Source organism: Acinetobacter sp. I-MWF, from assembly GCF_025433935.1.
Classification (GTDB): Bacteria; Pseudomonadota; Gammaproteobacteria; order Pseudomonadales; family Moraxellaceae; genus Acinetobacter; species Acinetobacter guillouiae.
This window is the reverse complement of the sequence record NZ_JAMBAR010000001.1, coordinates 4122789-4138075: the sequence shown is the minus strand read 5'-3', so window position 1 is coordinate 4138075 and position 15287 is coordinate 4122789. Positions and strand designations below refer to the sequence as shown.

At 38.7% G+C, this 15287-nt stretch carries 17 protein-coding genes; 10 read left to right on the top strand and 7 right to left on the bottom strand.

The window, feature by feature from the left end:
• The first annotated feature begins 95 nt into the window (after nucleotides 1-95).
• The gene (hemH, locus tag M2R48_RS19180) at nucleotides 96-1106 is read left to right on the top strand and encodes a ferrochelatase (protein WP_262087155.1); all 1011 of its coding nucleotides are present in this window, start codon (nucleotides 96-98) and stop codon (nucleotides 1104-1106) included.
• A 20-nt stretch (nucleotides 1107-1126) separates the two neighbouring features.
• The gene (locus M2R48_RS19175; RefSeq protein ID WP_262087153.1) at nucleotides 1127-1771 is read left to right on the top strand and encodes an MBL fold metallo-hydrolase; all 645 of its coding nucleotides are present in this window, start codon (nucleotides 1127-1129) and stop codon (nucleotides 1769-1771) included.
• A gap of 794 nt (nucleotides 1772-2565) precedes the next feature.
• Here M2R48_RS19175 and M2R48_RS19170 read toward each other — a convergent pair.
• Complete coding sequence (locus M2R48_RS19170; protein WP_004816790.1) at nucleotides 2566-2733, bottom strand: DNA gyrase inhibitor YacG; 168 nt, start codon at nucleotides 2731-2733, stop codon at nucleotides 2566-2568.
• Between the two features lie 75 nt (nucleotides 2734-2808).
• Between M2R48_RS19170 and M2R48_RS19165 the strand changes: the two genes are divergently transcribed.
• From M2R48_RS19165 to M2R48_RS19155, 3 genes are all read left to right on the top strand, one after another.
• Nucleotides 2809-3471 carry a tRNA (guanine-N(7)-)-methyltransferase gene (locus tag M2R48_RS19165; RefSeq protein ID WP_262087542.1) on the top strand — a complete coding sequence of 221 codons (663 nt, stop codon included), beginning with the start codon at nucleotides 2809-2811 and terminating at the stop codon, nucleotides 3469-3471.
• Entirely contained in the window at nucleotides 3461-4666 is a 1206-nt protein-coding gene (locus tag M2R48_RS19160; RefSeq protein WP_262087541.1) for a TIGR03862 family flavoprotein, read from the top strand. Before M2R48_RS19165 ends, M2R48_RS19160 begins: the two co-directional genes overlap by 11 nt.
• 99 nt (nucleotides 4667-4765) lie before the next feature.
• Nucleotides 4766-5176 (top strand): GFA family protein, encoded by a 411-nt coding sequence (locus tag M2R48_RS19155; RefSeq protein WP_004725587.1) that lies wholly within the window; start codon nucleotides 4766-4768, stop codon nucleotides 5174-5176.
• A 47-nt stretch (nucleotides 5177-5223) separates the two neighbouring features.
• On the opposite strand, the gene M2R48_RS19150 is transcribed toward M2R48_RS19155, so the two are convergent.
• On the bottom strand, nucleotides 5224-5556 hold the full coding sequence (locus M2R48_RS19150; protein WP_262087152.1) for a HopJ type III effector protein: 333 nt from the start codon (nucleotides 5554-5556) through the stop codon (nucleotides 5224-5226).
• Nucleotides 5557-5701: 145 nt separating this feature from the next.
• Here M2R48_RS19150 and M2R48_RS19145 point away from each other — a divergent pair, with 145 nt between their 5' ends.
• Nucleotides 5702-6550, top strand: a complete 849-nt coding sequence (locus M2R48_RS19145; RefSeq protein ID WP_262087151.1) for a DUF2071 domain-containing protein — start codon at nucleotides 5702-5704, stop codon at nucleotides 6548-6550.
• 125 nt (nucleotides 6551-6675) lie between these two features.
• Entirely contained in the window at nucleotides 6676-7056 is a 381-nt protein-coding gene (crcB, locus tag M2R48_RS19140; protein WP_034616430.1) for a fluoride efflux transporter CrcB, read from the top strand.
• Between the two features lie 70 nt (nucleotides 7057-7126).
• On the opposite strand, the gene M2R48_RS19135 is transcribed toward crcB, so the two are convergent.
• Both M2R48_RS19135 and M2R48_RS19130 read right to left on the bottom strand, forming a co-directional pair.
• On the bottom strand, nucleotides 7127-7375 hold the full coding sequence (locus M2R48_RS19135; protein WP_262087150.1) for a type B 50S ribosomal protein L31: 249 nt from the start codon (nucleotides 7373-7375) through the stop codon (nucleotides 7127-7129).
• A 294-nt stretch (nucleotides 7376-7669) separates the two neighbouring features.
• Nucleotides 7670-8968, bottom strand: coding sequence for an ABC1 kinase family protein (locus tag M2R48_RS19130; RefSeq protein WP_004816806.1), 1299 nt, complete (start codon nucleotides 8966-8968; stop codon nucleotides 7670-7672).
• A gap of 199 nt (nucleotides 8969-9167) precedes the next feature.
• On the opposite strand from M2R48_RS19130, the gene M2R48_RS19125 reads away from it, so the two are divergent.
• Nucleotides 9168-9383 (top strand): DUF1737 domain-containing protein, encoded by a 216-nt coding sequence (locus M2R48_RS19125; RefSeq protein ID WP_262087149.1) that lies wholly within the window; start codon nucleotides 9168-9170, stop codon nucleotides 9381-9383.
• A gap of 83 nt (nucleotides 9384-9466) precedes the next feature.
• On the opposite strand, the gene M2R48_RS19120 is transcribed toward M2R48_RS19125, so the two are convergent.
• Together M2R48_RS19120 and M2R48_RS19115 are read right to left on the bottom strand one after the other, a co-directional pair.
• Nucleotides 9467-10822, bottom strand: coding sequence for an MATE family efflux transporter (locus M2R48_RS19120; protein ID WP_315972848.1), 1356 nt, complete (start codon nucleotides 10820-10822; stop codon nucleotides 9467-9469).
• Between the two features lie 40 nt (nucleotides 10823-10862).
• Entirely contained in the window at nucleotides 10863-11324 is a 462-nt protein-coding gene (locus M2R48_RS19115) for a DMT family transporter (protein ID WP_004725603.1), read from the bottom strand.
• 118 nt (nucleotides 11325-11442) lie between these two features.
• Here M2R48_RS19115 and hemW point away from each other — a divergent pair, with 118 nt between their 5' ends.
• A complete protein-coding gene (gene hemW, locus M2R48_RS19110; RefSeq protein WP_034616421.1) occupies nucleotides 11443-12597 on the top strand; it encodes a radical SAM family heme chaperone HemW in 1155 nt (384 codons plus the stop codon).
• A 77-nt stretch (nucleotides 12598-12674) separates the two neighbouring features.
• Nucleotides 12675-13160: a hypothetical protein gene (locus tag M2R48_RS19105; protein WP_262087148.1), complete on the top strand. Its 486-nt coding sequence runs from the start codon at nucleotides 12675-12677 to the stop codon at nucleotides 13158-13160.
• A gap of 209 nt (nucleotides 13161-13369) precedes the next feature.
• Here the strand turns inward: M2R48_RS19105 and M2R48_RS19100 are convergent, their stop codons facing one another.
• Entirely contained in the window at nucleotides 13370-15193 is a 1824-nt protein-coding gene (locus M2R48_RS19100) for an acyl-CoA dehydrogenase C-terminal domain-containing protein (protein ID WP_262087147.1), read from the bottom strand.
• Between the last annotated feature and the right edge of the window lie 94 nt (nucleotides 15194-15287).

Sequence of the window (15287 nt, the reverse complement as noted above, 5' to 3'; positions counted from 1 at the left end):
AATAAATTGAGTGAGTTAAGATAAAAAATTTTGTTTAGATAAAGACTCTGTTAAGCTGATCATTCGAGATAAACTATTCTGTAAATCGGGTGAAAATGTCTTTATCTAAACCTAAAGTCCTGATTATTATTGCTAATTTAGGGACACCAGATGCGCCTACAGCTCCAGCTGTTCGGGCTTTTTTAAAGCAGTTTTTATCAGATCAGCGTGTTATCGAAATTCCCAAAATTTTATGGGCAATTATTTTAAATGCATTTGTTCTGCCTTTTCGACCAAAGCGTGTTGCCGAAGCTTATGCACAAGTCTGGTCAAATGATTCACCGATGCGTGAAATTCTATTTGAACAAGTTGAATCACTACAAAAAAAATTAATAAGTACCAATGCTGATTTAGATTTAGAGATTGTGCCAGCAATGACCTATGGGCGACCGGGTATTGATGCTGTATTGAATGATGCGAAAAACAAGCAGTATGACCATATTGTTCTTTTTCCGCTATTTCCTCAGTATTCTGCAACATCAACAGCCCCTTTATATGATGCCGTTGCACAATGGTTGTTAAAGCAACGCAATATCCCGGGTTTAAGTTTTATTCGAGATTATTATCAACACCCACTTTATATTCAGGCGCTAGCCAACAGTGTGCGTGATTATCAGCAGCAATATGGACCAGCCACTAAACTGTTGATGTCTTTTCACGGGATCCCACAGCCTTATGCAGATAAAGGCGATCCTTATGCAGAGCGTTGTCGTATCACTGCACTTAAGGTAGCTCAGGCGTTAAATTTAAAAGACGACCAATGGGCGATCAGTTTCCAATCCCGTTTTGGCAAACAAGAATGGGTAAAACCGTATACCGACCAGCTCTTGCAAGAGTGGGCAGCGCAAGGTGTTGAATCTGTTCAAGTGCTAAGTCCTGCATTTTCGGCAGATTGTTTAGAAACCTTGGAAGAGCTGGCGATTCAAAATGCTGAATTGTTTTTAAAGGCAGGTGGTCAACACTATGCTTACATTCCGGCATTAAATAGCCGTGCGGATCATATTGACTTATTTGAGCAACTTTTACAGACTCAATTGAATACACTCAAGTTTCATTTACAGGTATAGGGTTTTTTAGGAAAATTATCATGTTACAAGTCAAGATTGTACCCGTTACTGCATTTGCCCAAAATTGTTCTATTGTTTGGGATTCGGAAACCAAAGAAGCGGTATTGATTGATGCTGGTGGTGAGCCTGAGAAATTAAAACAAGAAGTTGAAGCATTAGGACTGACAGTCAAAGCATTGTGGTTAACACATGGTCATTTGGATCATGCAGGTGCGGTAGGTGCATTGGTCAAAGAATGGGATGTGCCTGTGATTGGTCCGCACAGAGAAGACCAGTTTTGGTTAGAAATGATTCAAGACGTATCTGCCCGTTATGGATTTCCAATTCCTGAGCCTGTTCATGTCAATCAATGGTTAGAGGGTGGTGAAAAGCTAAGCTTAGGGGATGAAGAGTTTGAAGTGCGTTTTGCACCAGGACATACACCAGGCCACGTCATTTTTTACAATGCCAAATATGGTGTGCTGTGGACTGGAGATGTGCTGTTTAAAGGTTCAATTGGTCGTACTGACTTTCCAAAAGGCAACCATCAACAGCTCTTGGATTCAATTCAGCGTGAATGTTTTACCCTGCCTGATGAAACTCAATTTATTTCAGGGCATGGTCCAATGAGTACCATTGGTTTTGAAAAACAACACAATCCTTTTGTGGCAAGTAAAGCGGGTTGAGTATTCACCGTCTGGCTTTATAGTAAAAATAAGAAATGAAAATGGTGAAGTAATCAATATTTTACTCACCATTTTTGTTTTAAATGTATAGTTTATTAATGATTCAACATTTTGTAAGAATCTGTAATAGTAACGTGAATGATCTGAGTGAAAACAGTTCATAGAACGATGCTATTTATGCTCATCTTTAAATAACTCTTGCAAAAGTTATTCATCTCATCATGGAAATAATATACGTGGAGAATGAGAAAATTAAAATTATGCTTCTTTCATAAGTCCTTTTTAAAACTATAAATCAACATAGGCTTCACGCTAGGGGAGATGGAACTTTCAATATCCATATGATTTGCTCAACATGATCATTTTTGATTTATGAAAGAGATCTATTAAATAGTTTAATAATAGTGGTGAATTGATTTGAATCATTTTACTTTACCATTTCCAATTTGATTAATAAGATGACTATTGCAAATAGAATTCCAATCGCGATAAGAGAAAAATCGAGCGTATATACTCCAATAAAAGTAAAAAATGCACATAAAATTGTAAGGATGGCGACAAAAATTTTTAAGCTTATAGGCACTTTAATACTCCAAGTTTCATTATAAATTGAAACTAATCAAATTTTTATATATAAAGTGTGAAGTGAAACATGCCGTATCATATCGCTATACAGATTAAAAAATAAATAGTTATTGTGAAGTATAAGTATAATTTTCTTTAATTGTTTCTAATAAAATGTTTTCGTTTAACCATGCTAAGTCTGTGATGATTGCATTAACTTGGCACACAGCTTAAGAATCTTCTGCTTGAGGTGCGTCTTCTGTCGGTAGCGTGTAGTCTCCATTGGCCCATGCACCTAAATCGATCAGTTTACAACGCTCAGAGCAAAATGGACGAAATTCGTTGCCTTCCCATGTAGAAGGTTCACCGCAGCGAGGGCAAGGAAAAGTTTTAGACATATGGAAATCCTCATTTAAAAAAGCAAAAACCGTAAAGAGTTGTTAAACTTGTGAACGATTTCTTGTTAGTTTGATCTGATTATGTCGATTCGTCAATTTCAAGCACAGCGTATGCATGCTCCTCGTGATTTTCAATGTATTGAAAATAACCCAATTTGTGTAGAAATTGGGGCAGGAAAGGGCAAACATGCCTTGCTCTTTTCTGAACAGCACCCTGAACTGAAATTGATTGCGATAGAAAGAACTCGTGAAAAATTTATTGCCATGCAGAAACAGCATCAGTTGGAAGGCCAAACAAATTTAACCCCTATTCATGCAGATGCATTGCCATGGGTGGTGCATGCACTTTATCCCAATCAGGTACAACAGCTTTTTATCCTCTATCCAAATCCAGAACCGCATAATCCTGCGCAACGCTGGTTAAATATGCCTTTTTTTGAATTTTTGCTTTCCAGATTATCTCCAAATGGCAGTATCACGTTAGCCAGTAATATTCCTGAATATATTGCTGAAGCAGAACAGCAACTAAAAGATGTTTGGAAACTGCCCTATGAAAAACAAACGATTGCATCAGATTCAGCACGTACGCATTTTGAAATTAAATATTTAGAACGTGGTGAATTGTGTCAGCAATTGATTATTGCTAAACCTGAACACTATCAAACCCGTTTTGATGAGGTCGGACCACGTCAGGGTCAAAGTGTTGAAAACTTATCAGAGCCGTCTGATGCCAATTAAGAAAATTGCCATCATCGGGGCAGGGCCAGCAGGTTTAATGGCTGCAGATGTTTTAAGTCAGTCTACAACTGATTATGAAGTTCATGTTTTTGAACAGAAACCTTCTGCTGCACGTAAATTTTTGATGGCTGGAAAGACGGGGCTGAATATTTCCCATGCAGAAGCATTTGAACAATTTATTCAACGTTATGATCATGTGGAATGGTTAAGACCTTGGGTAGAAAAGTGGGATGCGACATGGATTCAAAATTGGATGCATGGTTTAGGGATTGAATCCTATGTAGGCAGTTCAGGGCGAATTTTTCCTGTAGAAATGAAGGCGGCGCCTTTGTTACGTGCTTGGTTAAAGCAGTTGGCAACGCAGCACGTTCAATTTCATTATCGTCATCAAATTACAGATTTAAAGCAGCAACAACTCGAAATTCTTGATCTAAGAAACAATGCAACACAGCAATTGGATTTTGATGCGATTGTTCTGGCTTGTGGTGCTGTGTCATGGTCACGTTTAGGCAGTGATGGCGCATGGCAAAAGTGGTTGCCTGCTTCTGAAATTGAAGCGTTTCAAGCGAGTAATGCAGGTGTGGTTCGGGCATGGTCGAATTATATGCAACCTGTCTTTGGTCAGCCTCTTAAACGTGTAGATGCTTGGGTGGAAAATTCTGCAAAGACACAAGGTGATATTGTGATTACCCATTATGGACTAGAAAGTGGCCTCATCTATAAGCAGGGACGATTATTACGTCAGTTAGTACAACACAATCAACCGATGTCGATTTATTTAGACTTGTTACCTGATCAAACTGTTCAACAGCTTACTCAGAAATTACAGCCGTCCAAAAAGCAATCCAGTACCAATATTTGGCGCAAGGCAGGTTTAGATGCTGCCAAAGCCAATCTGATTCGTGAATTGGTAGATAAATCAGTATGGAACATTCCTGAAAAACTCGCACAACAGATGAAGCATTTAAAAATTGAGCTTGAAGGATTTCGTCCGATTGAAGAAGCGATCAGCTGTGCTGGTGGTGTAAAGCAAGCCGTATTAACACAGCATTTACAACTAAAATCCAATCCCTCTGTATTTTGCTGTGGTGAAATGCTGGATTGGGATGCCCCGACAGGAGGATATTTGTTGACGGCATGTTTTGCGACAGGGCGTGCTGCGGGTGAGGGTGTACATCAATATCTCAATAGATGAGATTAGGCAAAAAATATGATGGTGTTTTGATTAAAAACGCGACTTTTATGCTAGTTTGATGCTATTGCCAATAGCCTTTGAAATAGGGAGATTTTCTCAATGTCTGCTGAAAAAATATATACGGGAAGTTGTTTGTGTGACGGTATTCACTATGAGATTCATGGTGAAATTGGAGAGGTGATCGAGTGTCATTGTCAACGTTGTCGTAAAGCCAATGGCACAGCATTTGCGACTAATGCGCCAATTCAAAAAGCAGATTTTAAAATTACCAAAGGTGAAGAATTACTGAAAAAATTTGCATCGACAGCAACAACAACACGTTGTTTCTGCCAAGAATGTGGCTCACCAATCATCAGTATTAAAGCAGAAACACCAGATACCTATCGTTTAAGAATTGGAACTTTAGATACAGCTTTAGAACAGAAGCCAACAATGCATATTTTTACTGCTTATAAAGCAGAGTGGGATACGATTTGTGACGGTTTACCTCAATATGATGAGCGTCCATAATCGTGTAGAAAGGGATCGAATAGATCCCTAACTTGATTGTATTGTTGTTATTTTGCTGTTAAAGCATCGCCTTCAAATTTGATGCCATTCCAGCCATTTTGTATAAACTGGCGAATGTTCTGATGGTCTGTAGCATCAGGCGTTGCCAAAACAGCAGCATAATGCTCTGCAAATAGATTCAGTGTTTGTTGTTGATCTAAATCATTTAATTGTGCAAAAGAAAAAACTTTGGCACTGCCTTGGTTCTCAGTAGCAGCATTATGCTGTTGACCATTTTGAAATGCAGTCGGAGTGTGGGTATAACGAGCTTCAATATGACTGATGACATCTGCAAATTTTGCATTGCCTGCTTGAAGTTGTTTCAATAAATCTTGAGCCATGATGTGAAAATTCCGTGTTAAATCGTGCCAATATCATAGCCTATGGTTAAATAATTCAGTAATGCTATTTAATATTTTGAGATGGGCCATTCTTTAACCATATTTGCTAAAATAACAGCATCGAAATTCATAAAAATAGGTTGGTATGAATCGTCATAATATTAAAAATAAAGATTCAAACTTTATTTTGAGCCTGATCGGTCTTTTTGCTGAACGCCCATTATTATTAAAACTACGCCGTATCTTGATGGGTTTTATTCCTTTTCTACAGCTACAAAGTCAGGTCAAGAATATTGTGTATTTGTCGTGGTTGGTGGATATAGATCAAGTTCGTTCACGCTATCCACAGCCTATTCAGTTATGGGAAAAGCAAGGGAAAACGATTTTTACCATACTGACATATCAGCATGAACATTTTGGTTTTTCTTTTTTAGGTCCATTACGCAAATTGATGCCATCACCGAAACAAAGCAATTGGCGCTTTTATATTGCCCCTACACAACAGGATAAAACGGTGATTTTCGAGCAAGTTATGATTGACCAGCAGCTTTATGTTTTGAGTGGGCGTTTGGCAAGTGATGCGATGCCAGCACAATATGCAAAGAAATTTGTTCATCAAGTCTCTGAACAGCTGATTCAAACAGAGCTTGAACTTGATCCAGTTTATCAATTGTCTAGCACGGTTCAAATCAATACAGATCCGCGCTTACCTGAGGCGTGGCAAAATTTATTCTCTTCATGGGATGAGGCCATTCAATATCTGGCTGAACAAGACCATGCATGGGTAGAATGGGTCGATCAACCTGAAAAACTATCACAAGGGGATATTGAAATGCCTTTTGATTTTAGTCAGGTTCTGCCTGCGCAAGTGCTTAATATTGCTTGCCCCTTGCTAAAACAATGGGGTGTTCGTGAACAAGATGTATTTGCCTTTGTTGTGCCAACTTTGGACTTTTATGTCAGAAATGAGTTGCCACTTAAATTAGATCGTTAAGCTTCTCCATGTTAATCTGTGGATAACTATCCACTTATACACAAGTTGCTTATAAACAAGCTGAGCTGTAAAAAATCGGATGGTGGGTAAATGCGTTTTTTAAAAAGTTTTAAGGATATCTAAACATGAATTGGCTATTGGTCGCATGCGGTGGGGCAATTGGTGCAAGCTTACGTTATGGTGCAGGATTTATTATTTCTAAACCACATAGCCTATTCCCTTGGACAACATGGTCGATCAATATCTTGGGCTGTTTCTTGGCTGGGATTTTTTTCGCTTTTACCCAACGCTATCCTATTTTACAGAATGAAACTCGATTATTTTTAATGGTTGGAATCCTCGGTGGTTTTACAACTTTTTCCAGTTTTGGTCTGGAAACATTCCAGCTGATTCGGCAGGGACAGTTTCCAATTGCTTTGGCTTATACCGTTTCTAGTGTGATTGTTGGTGTGATCTGTTTAGCGATAGGCTTTTATATTTTTCAAATGCTTTTATCCACAAAATAATGTGCAATATTCAAAAATGAAAAAGCCTAAGCTGAGGGAAGCTTAGGCTTAGACATAACATACAGTTCAATTAACGTTTAAAACGGGCAAAGCGCTTATTGAAGTTGGCAATACGACCTTCATTGCTTGCCTGACGAATTTCACCTGTATAGAAAGGATGTGAAGCACTGGATATATCGAGTGTGACATAAGGATATTGTATGCCTTCATATTCTTTGGTATTTGTTGTCTTGATCGTGCTACCAATAACAAAGTATGCATTGGCATTGGTGTCATGAAATAACACTTGACGATATTCTGGGTGGATACCTTGGCGCATGGTTTTAACCTCTAATTATTTAAACTTGATGAAATGTTATAATATTACATTTAACTTGTAAAGTACTTCATTTGATGGGTATTCGTGTTGTCTAGCGGATTTGAAAAAAAGTGAGATAAAAAAAGAAGCCTAAGCAGGAGGATCTGGCTTAGACTTCAAATATAAGTTTAATGTAAAGCTCTATTCTTAAAATTAGATGAAGCGTATAACGAAATTTTTAAAATGAATGCATTGATCATGTTACTTTTAAATGAACTGGATGCAATCGGCTTCAATAAAAAACATCAAGAAAACTTAGTCTTGTAACGGCACCAACTCTTCAAAGAGATCTTTTAAATTATCATGGACTTTAAGTTGAATCAGATTCCAGTATTGTCCTGAAATCGTGCGATTTACCATTAAGGTATCTGGTGATGGTTTAAATACATCCCAATACTTCAATGATTTTTTCACCAGTTTGATGCCATCATGATGTGCTGAATTTTCAGCAAAATCATAATGTGTAGTCAGCGGTCGTAATAAAATTTCAAGCCATGCCTCATATAACTCTACTGGAAATTTACCTTTTTCAGCCAGTGCATCTAAAACGGTTAAATGCTCTTCAATCGTCACAATATCTTGTTTTCGTGCAGCTCTGACCAAGGCTTTAAAATGAGTAATGATTTCATTGGATAAGGTTTTTACACCACCAAAATCGTAAATGATCACACTGCCATCTTCACGGAAAGCAAAGTTGCCAGGATGAGGGTCACAATGGAAACGTTTTAAGAAGAAAATCTGTTGACCCAATGCCAAGATTAAGCGTCGACCAATTTCATTGCGCACAGATAAATCCCAAGTACTTGCAGTCTCAATGCTTTCACCTTTTTCAAGGCTTAGGGTTAAGATGCGACGACTCGAATAGTCTGTAAACACTTTGGGAATAATAATTTTTGTGTCCAAAGCTTGATGGAATGTTCTAAAAACTTGTAAGTTTTGTGCCTCAATTTCGTAATTAAGTTCTTCATGTAAGCTGTCTTGAATCTCTTTAAATAAGCGATCTTGTAATTTTTTATCTACTTTTAAAACACCCATTAAGCGTAATGCCAAACGAACTTGTTTTAAGTCACTTTCACATGCTTCATCTACCCCAGGATATTGTACTTTGACCACAACTTCAGTGCCATTTTTTAACATGGCTTTGTGAACTTGGCCAATAGACGCTGCTGCGAAGGGTTGTTCATCAAAATGCAGAAAGGTTTGATCAATCGGTTTGCCTAGCTCGCGTTCTACTTGTTGTTTAATTTCAGCAAATGGCATTGCAGGCGCTTGACGTTGTAATTTAGCAATTGCTCGTGCGACTTCAGGTGGAAAGATATCTTTATATTGCGAGGCGATTTGACCAACTTTCATCACAGCCCCTTTCATTTCTCCTAAGGTATCTGCAATTTGAACACCAATATCTTGGAACAGCTTACTGCGGGCTTCATTTTTTTGTTCTTCATCCGCATTAAAGTTACGAATTGAATTTGATACCGTTTTCGTCGCGATACTTGCAGTCATACTCGCAAGTTTCATAAAGCGGCGACCTGGGGTACTGGTACTTTTCGACATTCGTAACCATCCTTTAATTGGGATTAAACGTTTAATTCATTTTGATCATAGGCGACTATTGTTAAACTGCCTACTCTAATTTGTTAAGCGTTTGTTTCTACTTGGCTATTTTAAATCTTAAAATATCCAGCATGCTATCGGTTTCTTCTCAGTGGTTTTGGATTAAAATATTCTTCAATATTTTAATCGTTGTTGGATCATGAAAGTTTATCGTTATTTAACTGGTAAGGATGATGTGAATTTCTGTGCACGGGTCAGTAAAGCTTTAAATGACGGCTATGAGTTATATGGTTCTCCAACGTTGACGTTTAATGGAACTGATGTCATTGTCGGGCAAGCCATTGTAAAAGAGGTTGGCAATGCATCTGAGATGTCTGAAAAGTTTCAGCAAGCCTATCAGCTTCAATCTGAGTAAAATAAAGGACACTTATAAAAAATAATGCTGTATTTAAACAGCATTATTTTTAGGTAAACGCGTTAAATATAAAAGTTTCTAATTTAAGCCTGACTCAACCTTTTATTGTTCATATACAGGCGCGTTAATAATAAAACACAGGCAATGGTCAGTCCAATGATCAGTCCTGTCCATACCCCAGCGGCGCCCATATCGGTATGGCGAGCCAAATAAATTCCAACAGGGAAAGCGATGATCCAGTAGGCCAGCATAGTGATCCACATTGGGCCTTTGGTATCTTGCATTCCACGTAAACAACCCGCAGCACTGACTTGCCATGCATCCATAAGTTGGTAGCCAATTGCAAATAAAATTAAATATATCGCTGCTTGGGAAACATTATAGTCACTGGTATAAACAGACACAATTTGAGGGCGTAAAATCAACAGCAGTAACATGGTGATACAGGCAAATAAGGTACTGGTCATTAATCCAACTTTCTGGACTTTTCGCATCGCATACCAATTCTTTTCACCATAATAAGTCCCTGTGCGAATGGTCAGCGCTAAAGCCAATGACATTGGAATCATAAACAATTGTGATGTGATGGATAAGGCAATTTGATGTGCTGCAACGGTAACTTCACCAAGCGGACTGAGTACAATTGCGCCTGTACTAAAAATACTGACCTCAAAGAAAATTGCCAAACCAATCGGTAATCCCAGTTTGAGGATACGTTTAATCAGTACGCGGTCTATTTTCTCAAACATATTTAAGGGTTGTGTAGCTTGGTAGCGTTTGGCTTTTAAAATATAAATGCTAATCGTGATGAACATGATCCACTGTAACAAAGCTGTTGCAAAACCACAGCCAGCACTTCCCAAGTGTGGAATCGGCCCAATCCCATACATAAAAATAAAATTCAGCGGAATTTGCACCACAAGCGCAACGAGGCTAATCACTGTAACAGGGCGAGGGTAGCCTAAAGCTTCGGAATAGCCGCGTAATGTTGAATACATGGTAAAAGCAGGCATACCAAAAGCAATCGCATGTAAAAACAAACTGGCTTTAGGCAATAAAGATTCAGGCACACCAACCAAAGGCAACAATAAAGGAATGATCTGTAAAACCAGCATGCCAATAATACCCAGCAATAAGGCAACCCATAAAGACTGGCGAACAATCGAAGGGATGTTTTCTGGGGTACGCGCACCGTTGGCTTCTGCCACTAAAGGTGTGGTTGCGATCATGATGCCACTAAACAGCAGCATGACTGGAATCCATAAACCTACCCCAACAGCAATTGCGGCAAGATCTTCGGGAGACATATGTCCAGCCATAATGGTATCAATCAAACCAAAGCCTGCGGCAGCAAACTGAGTGATTAAAATTGGGAGCATTAAGTTAAAGAGTTGCTTTAATTCAAAGCGGGTAGTTGTGGCTTTTATCGATGCAGACACAGGAAATACTCGTTTTAAATGTGCTTAGAAAATAGATTGGTTAGCGTTGTAGAGTGAGAAGCACACCTATAAAAATCACCACGCCACCTAAAAGACGTTGCCAGTTTACTGGCGTTTTATCTGTACCCAGTAGTCCAAATTGGTCAACGATCATCGACATTGCAATTTGTCCAAAAATAATTAAGCCTGACAGGGTTAAAAAACCCAGTTTTGGTGCAGTATAAATGCTCATACTGATTGCATAAACACCTAAGCAGCCACCTAGCCAAAGATACCAAGGTATCACTGCTAAACTTGAAAGGGTTGGTCTTTGTTCAGCTTGTACAATCACCAAAATAGCGAGCAATAGTGTACCAACTAAAAAGGATAAAAGGGCAGCTTGTAGTGGAGAATGCAGATATTCACGCAATTGAGTGTTAATTGCAGTTTGAAAGGTCATGGCAATGCCAATACCCATCGTAAGTGGTAAAAGGAACAATAATTGACTCGATAATTTTAGCATTCTTCTTCATCTACTTTTATTGTTAATGTTCAGTCTAAAGCAAATTGATGACTTGTTCTAATCGGATGGTAGAAGTCATGTTAAAATAATCATTCTCTAAACTTGTTCTGAGCTTTCTTTGACTGATTTAACACCTCAAAATATACCTTTGTCGCTTTATATCCATATGCCGTGGTGTGTCCGTAAGTGTCCGTATTGTGACTTTAACTCACATGCTGTACCCGATGGGAAGCTGTCTTTAGATTTAGAGCAAGAATATTTATTGGCATTGGTTGAAGATTTTAAAACCCAAGTGGATTTTGCTCAGGGCCGTAAAATTCATAGTGTATTTATTGGTGGTGGAACCCCGTCATTGATTTCCGCACAAGGTTATCAGTGGCTTTTTACCCAGTTAAAAGCTTTAGTACCGTTTGAGCAGGATTGTGAAATTACTTTGGAAGCCAATCCAGGGACAGTTGAACATGATCCATTTGCAGATTATTTAGATGTTGGAATTAATCGTTTATCGCTTGGGGTACAAAGTTTTAATCCTGATCATTTAACAAAGCTGGGGCGTATCCATTCCAATGATGATGCTGTTTCCGCCATTCAACATGCCAAACAAGCGGGTTTTCAACGCGTCAACGTAGATTTGATGCATGGTTTGCCAGAACAGACCTTAGAACAAGCCTTGTATGACTTAAAACTTGCAGTCGAAAATGGGGCAACCCATATTTCATGGTATCAATTGACCATTGAACCGAATACGGTTTTTTTCCGCACTCAGCCTATTTTACCTGTAGATGATGTTCTAGAAACCATTCAAGAACAGGGTGAACAATATTTAAAAGCCAATGGCTTTATTAATTATGAAGTGTCTGCATGGCGGAAAGAAAAACCTTCATCACATAATTTAAATTATTGGCAATTTGGCGATTATTTAGCGATTGGGGCAGGGGCACATGGCAAAATTACCCAAGCTGATGGTGTATACCGTTTTCAAAAAACCCGTTTGCCTAAAGACTACTTAGCCAAAGTGCCGGCTGAACATTTGCAATTTAAACGTATTGAAAAACAAGACATGCCTTTTGAATTTATGATGAATGCTTTACGTTTAAATGAGGGTGTTCATGCCCAAATGTATCCTGAACGTACAGGGTTGAATTTGTCTGATTTAGATCAGGTGATTGGTTCATTAAAACAGCGTAAATTGATGTTAAATGATGACACACAGTTGGCGTGTACAGCGCAAGGTCATGTATTTTTAAATTCTGTGCTGGAAGAATTTCTATAAATGTACAGTACAACAATTTAGCTTTTGTTATAATCTGACTTAAAACAATAATCTATTAAAAAGTTAAGGTCATCACAATGAATAAGTTTCTAATCAGTGTGTTATTTGCTGTGGCAAGCATTTCACTGGCATATGCAAAAAACGTTGTACCCCAATTTAGCGACTATCCTGTGAAAGCTGTGTATACAGGCAAGACTGCGAAACTTGATCTTTCAGACCCAAGCGCCAATATGTTTCGTACTCGACTGAGAGATGCATTAACACAAAAACCAGATTTTGCCGGTGAATATGTCACCACCATGTGGGGTTGTGGCGGGGGATGTAGAGTCTATTCTTTTGTCAATAAACGTACGGGTCAGCTTTTAGCGGATGGCTTTGGTGGTGAGGAACGGACTGAAGATGTGATTGCAACACGTCCAAACAGCCGTCTCTTAGTCACACAAGAAGAGCATATGGACCAAAACTATGCAGTGGATCAAGTGACTACACGTTTTTATGTGCTCGAAAAAAATCGATTTAAGTTGCTTAAAACCATTACTCAACCCGCATCTAAAACTCAATAGTAGCGGATGACAGAATTTTCTGTTGACTTTTAAACAGATCAATTTTTAAAAGCATTAAAGCGAGTGCTTAAGGGCATCTTTAAGTTCAGGCTTTCAAGGATAGGCTTCTGCTACAAGTGAATGAATATCACTGAAGTGCAGCTTGCACTATTATATTTAAAAAACAAAGAGCGCCGTAGCGCTCTTTGTTTTTTCAGAAATCTTAAATTTTAGTAATCAAAACTAAAATGTTCTGCATCAAGTGCCATCATGGTACGAGATGGATTCACCATAGACTCAGCATGACCTTGTGAACGTGGTAATAATTGTTCAAAGTAGAAATCTGCAAGTTTGATTTTTGCTTTATAGAACTCAGGAACTTCCGCACCATTACCAGACGCTAATTTTTCAGAAGCGACTGCTGCTTGTTGCGCCCAGTAGTAAGCCATCATTGCATAACCAGAGAACATCAAGAAATCGACAGAAGCAGACGATACGATTTCACGGTCTTTACGAGCTGCAAGCATGATACGAACAGTCAAAGCATTCCATTGCGCACAGATCTTAGTTAAATCCCAGGCAAAACGACGCATATATTTGTTACGTGCATGTTGACCACAGAATTTCAAGATTTCAGCAGTATATTCACGAACCACTTTACCTTTAGATGAAAGCAGCACTTTACGACCAATTAAATCCAATGCTTGAATACCTGTTGTACCTTCGTACAAAGTCGCGATACGCGCATCACGTGCAATTTGTTCCATGCCATGCTCTTTGATATAGCCATGACCACCGAACACTTGCATACCCAAATTCGCAGATTCAAGTCCCATTTCTGTCAAGAAACCTTTGAGAATCGGGGTATAGAAACCAAGCTTATCATCATATTCTTCAAATTTTGCTTGATCACCTTGTAACATTGCATCAGTCATTTTATCTGCAAGCTGAGCTGCGTGATAAATCATGGCACGACCGCCTTCTGCAAATGCTTTTTGAGTCAAAAGCATACGACGTACATCGGCATGGTGAATGATTGCATCAGCCACTTTATCTGGATCTTTTTTACCAGATAGAGCACGCATAGACATACGGTCTTTTGCGTATGGTAAAGCACCTTGGAATGATAATTCCGCATGAGCAAGGCCTTGTACAGCAGTACCAATACGTGCTGTGTTCATGAAAGTGAACATTGCATGTAAGCCTTTATTCACTTCACCAATCAAATAACCTGTTGCGCCATCAAAGTTCAATACCGCAGTTGCAGATGCACGAATCCCCATTTTATGTTCAATAGAACCACAAGTCACAGGATTGCGTTCACCCGCTGTACCTTCAGCTGTAGGGATGAATTTAGGCACAATAAATAATGAAATACCTTTAGTACCTGCAGGTGCATCTGGAAGACGCGCAAGAACGATATGGATAATGTTTTCAGTTAAATCATGTTCACCGGCAGAGATGAAGATTTTTGTCCCAGTAATCGCATAAGTACCATCAGCATTAGGTTCAGCCTTAGTTTTTACTTGACCTAAGTCTGTACCACATTGTGGTTCAGTCAGACACATTGTTCCTGACCATGTACCCGCAGTCAGGTGTGGCATATAGGTATTTTTTTGTTCGTCTGTACCAAATTGCAGGATGGTATTCATACATCCCATGCTCAAACCTGGATACATGGTGAATGACCAGTTTGCAGTCCCCATCATTTCGGATTTGATCAGGTTTAATGACATCGGTAAACCTTGACCACCAAACTCTTCAGGATAAGACAGACCTTGCCAGCCACCTTGAATAAATTGGTTATAGGCTTCTTTAAAACCTTTTGGCGTCGTGACTTCACCATCTTTAAAATGACAGCCTTCTTCATCACCAGATTGATTCAGTGGAGAAAGTACATTTTCACAAAAATCTGCAGCACCTTCTAAAATCATATCGACAGTATCAGCATCGGCATTTTCGCCAATTGATAGTGTTTTATAATGTGCAGAATAGTCAAAAACTTCATTCATTAAAAAACGTATGTCACGGAGCGGCGCTTTATATGCTGGCATGTGTTTAATCCTAATTTAAAAATAGTTTTGGATTTTCAATCTATAGCTTCATTATTCATAATCATATGGGAATTACATTGATAAGACTCTCTAA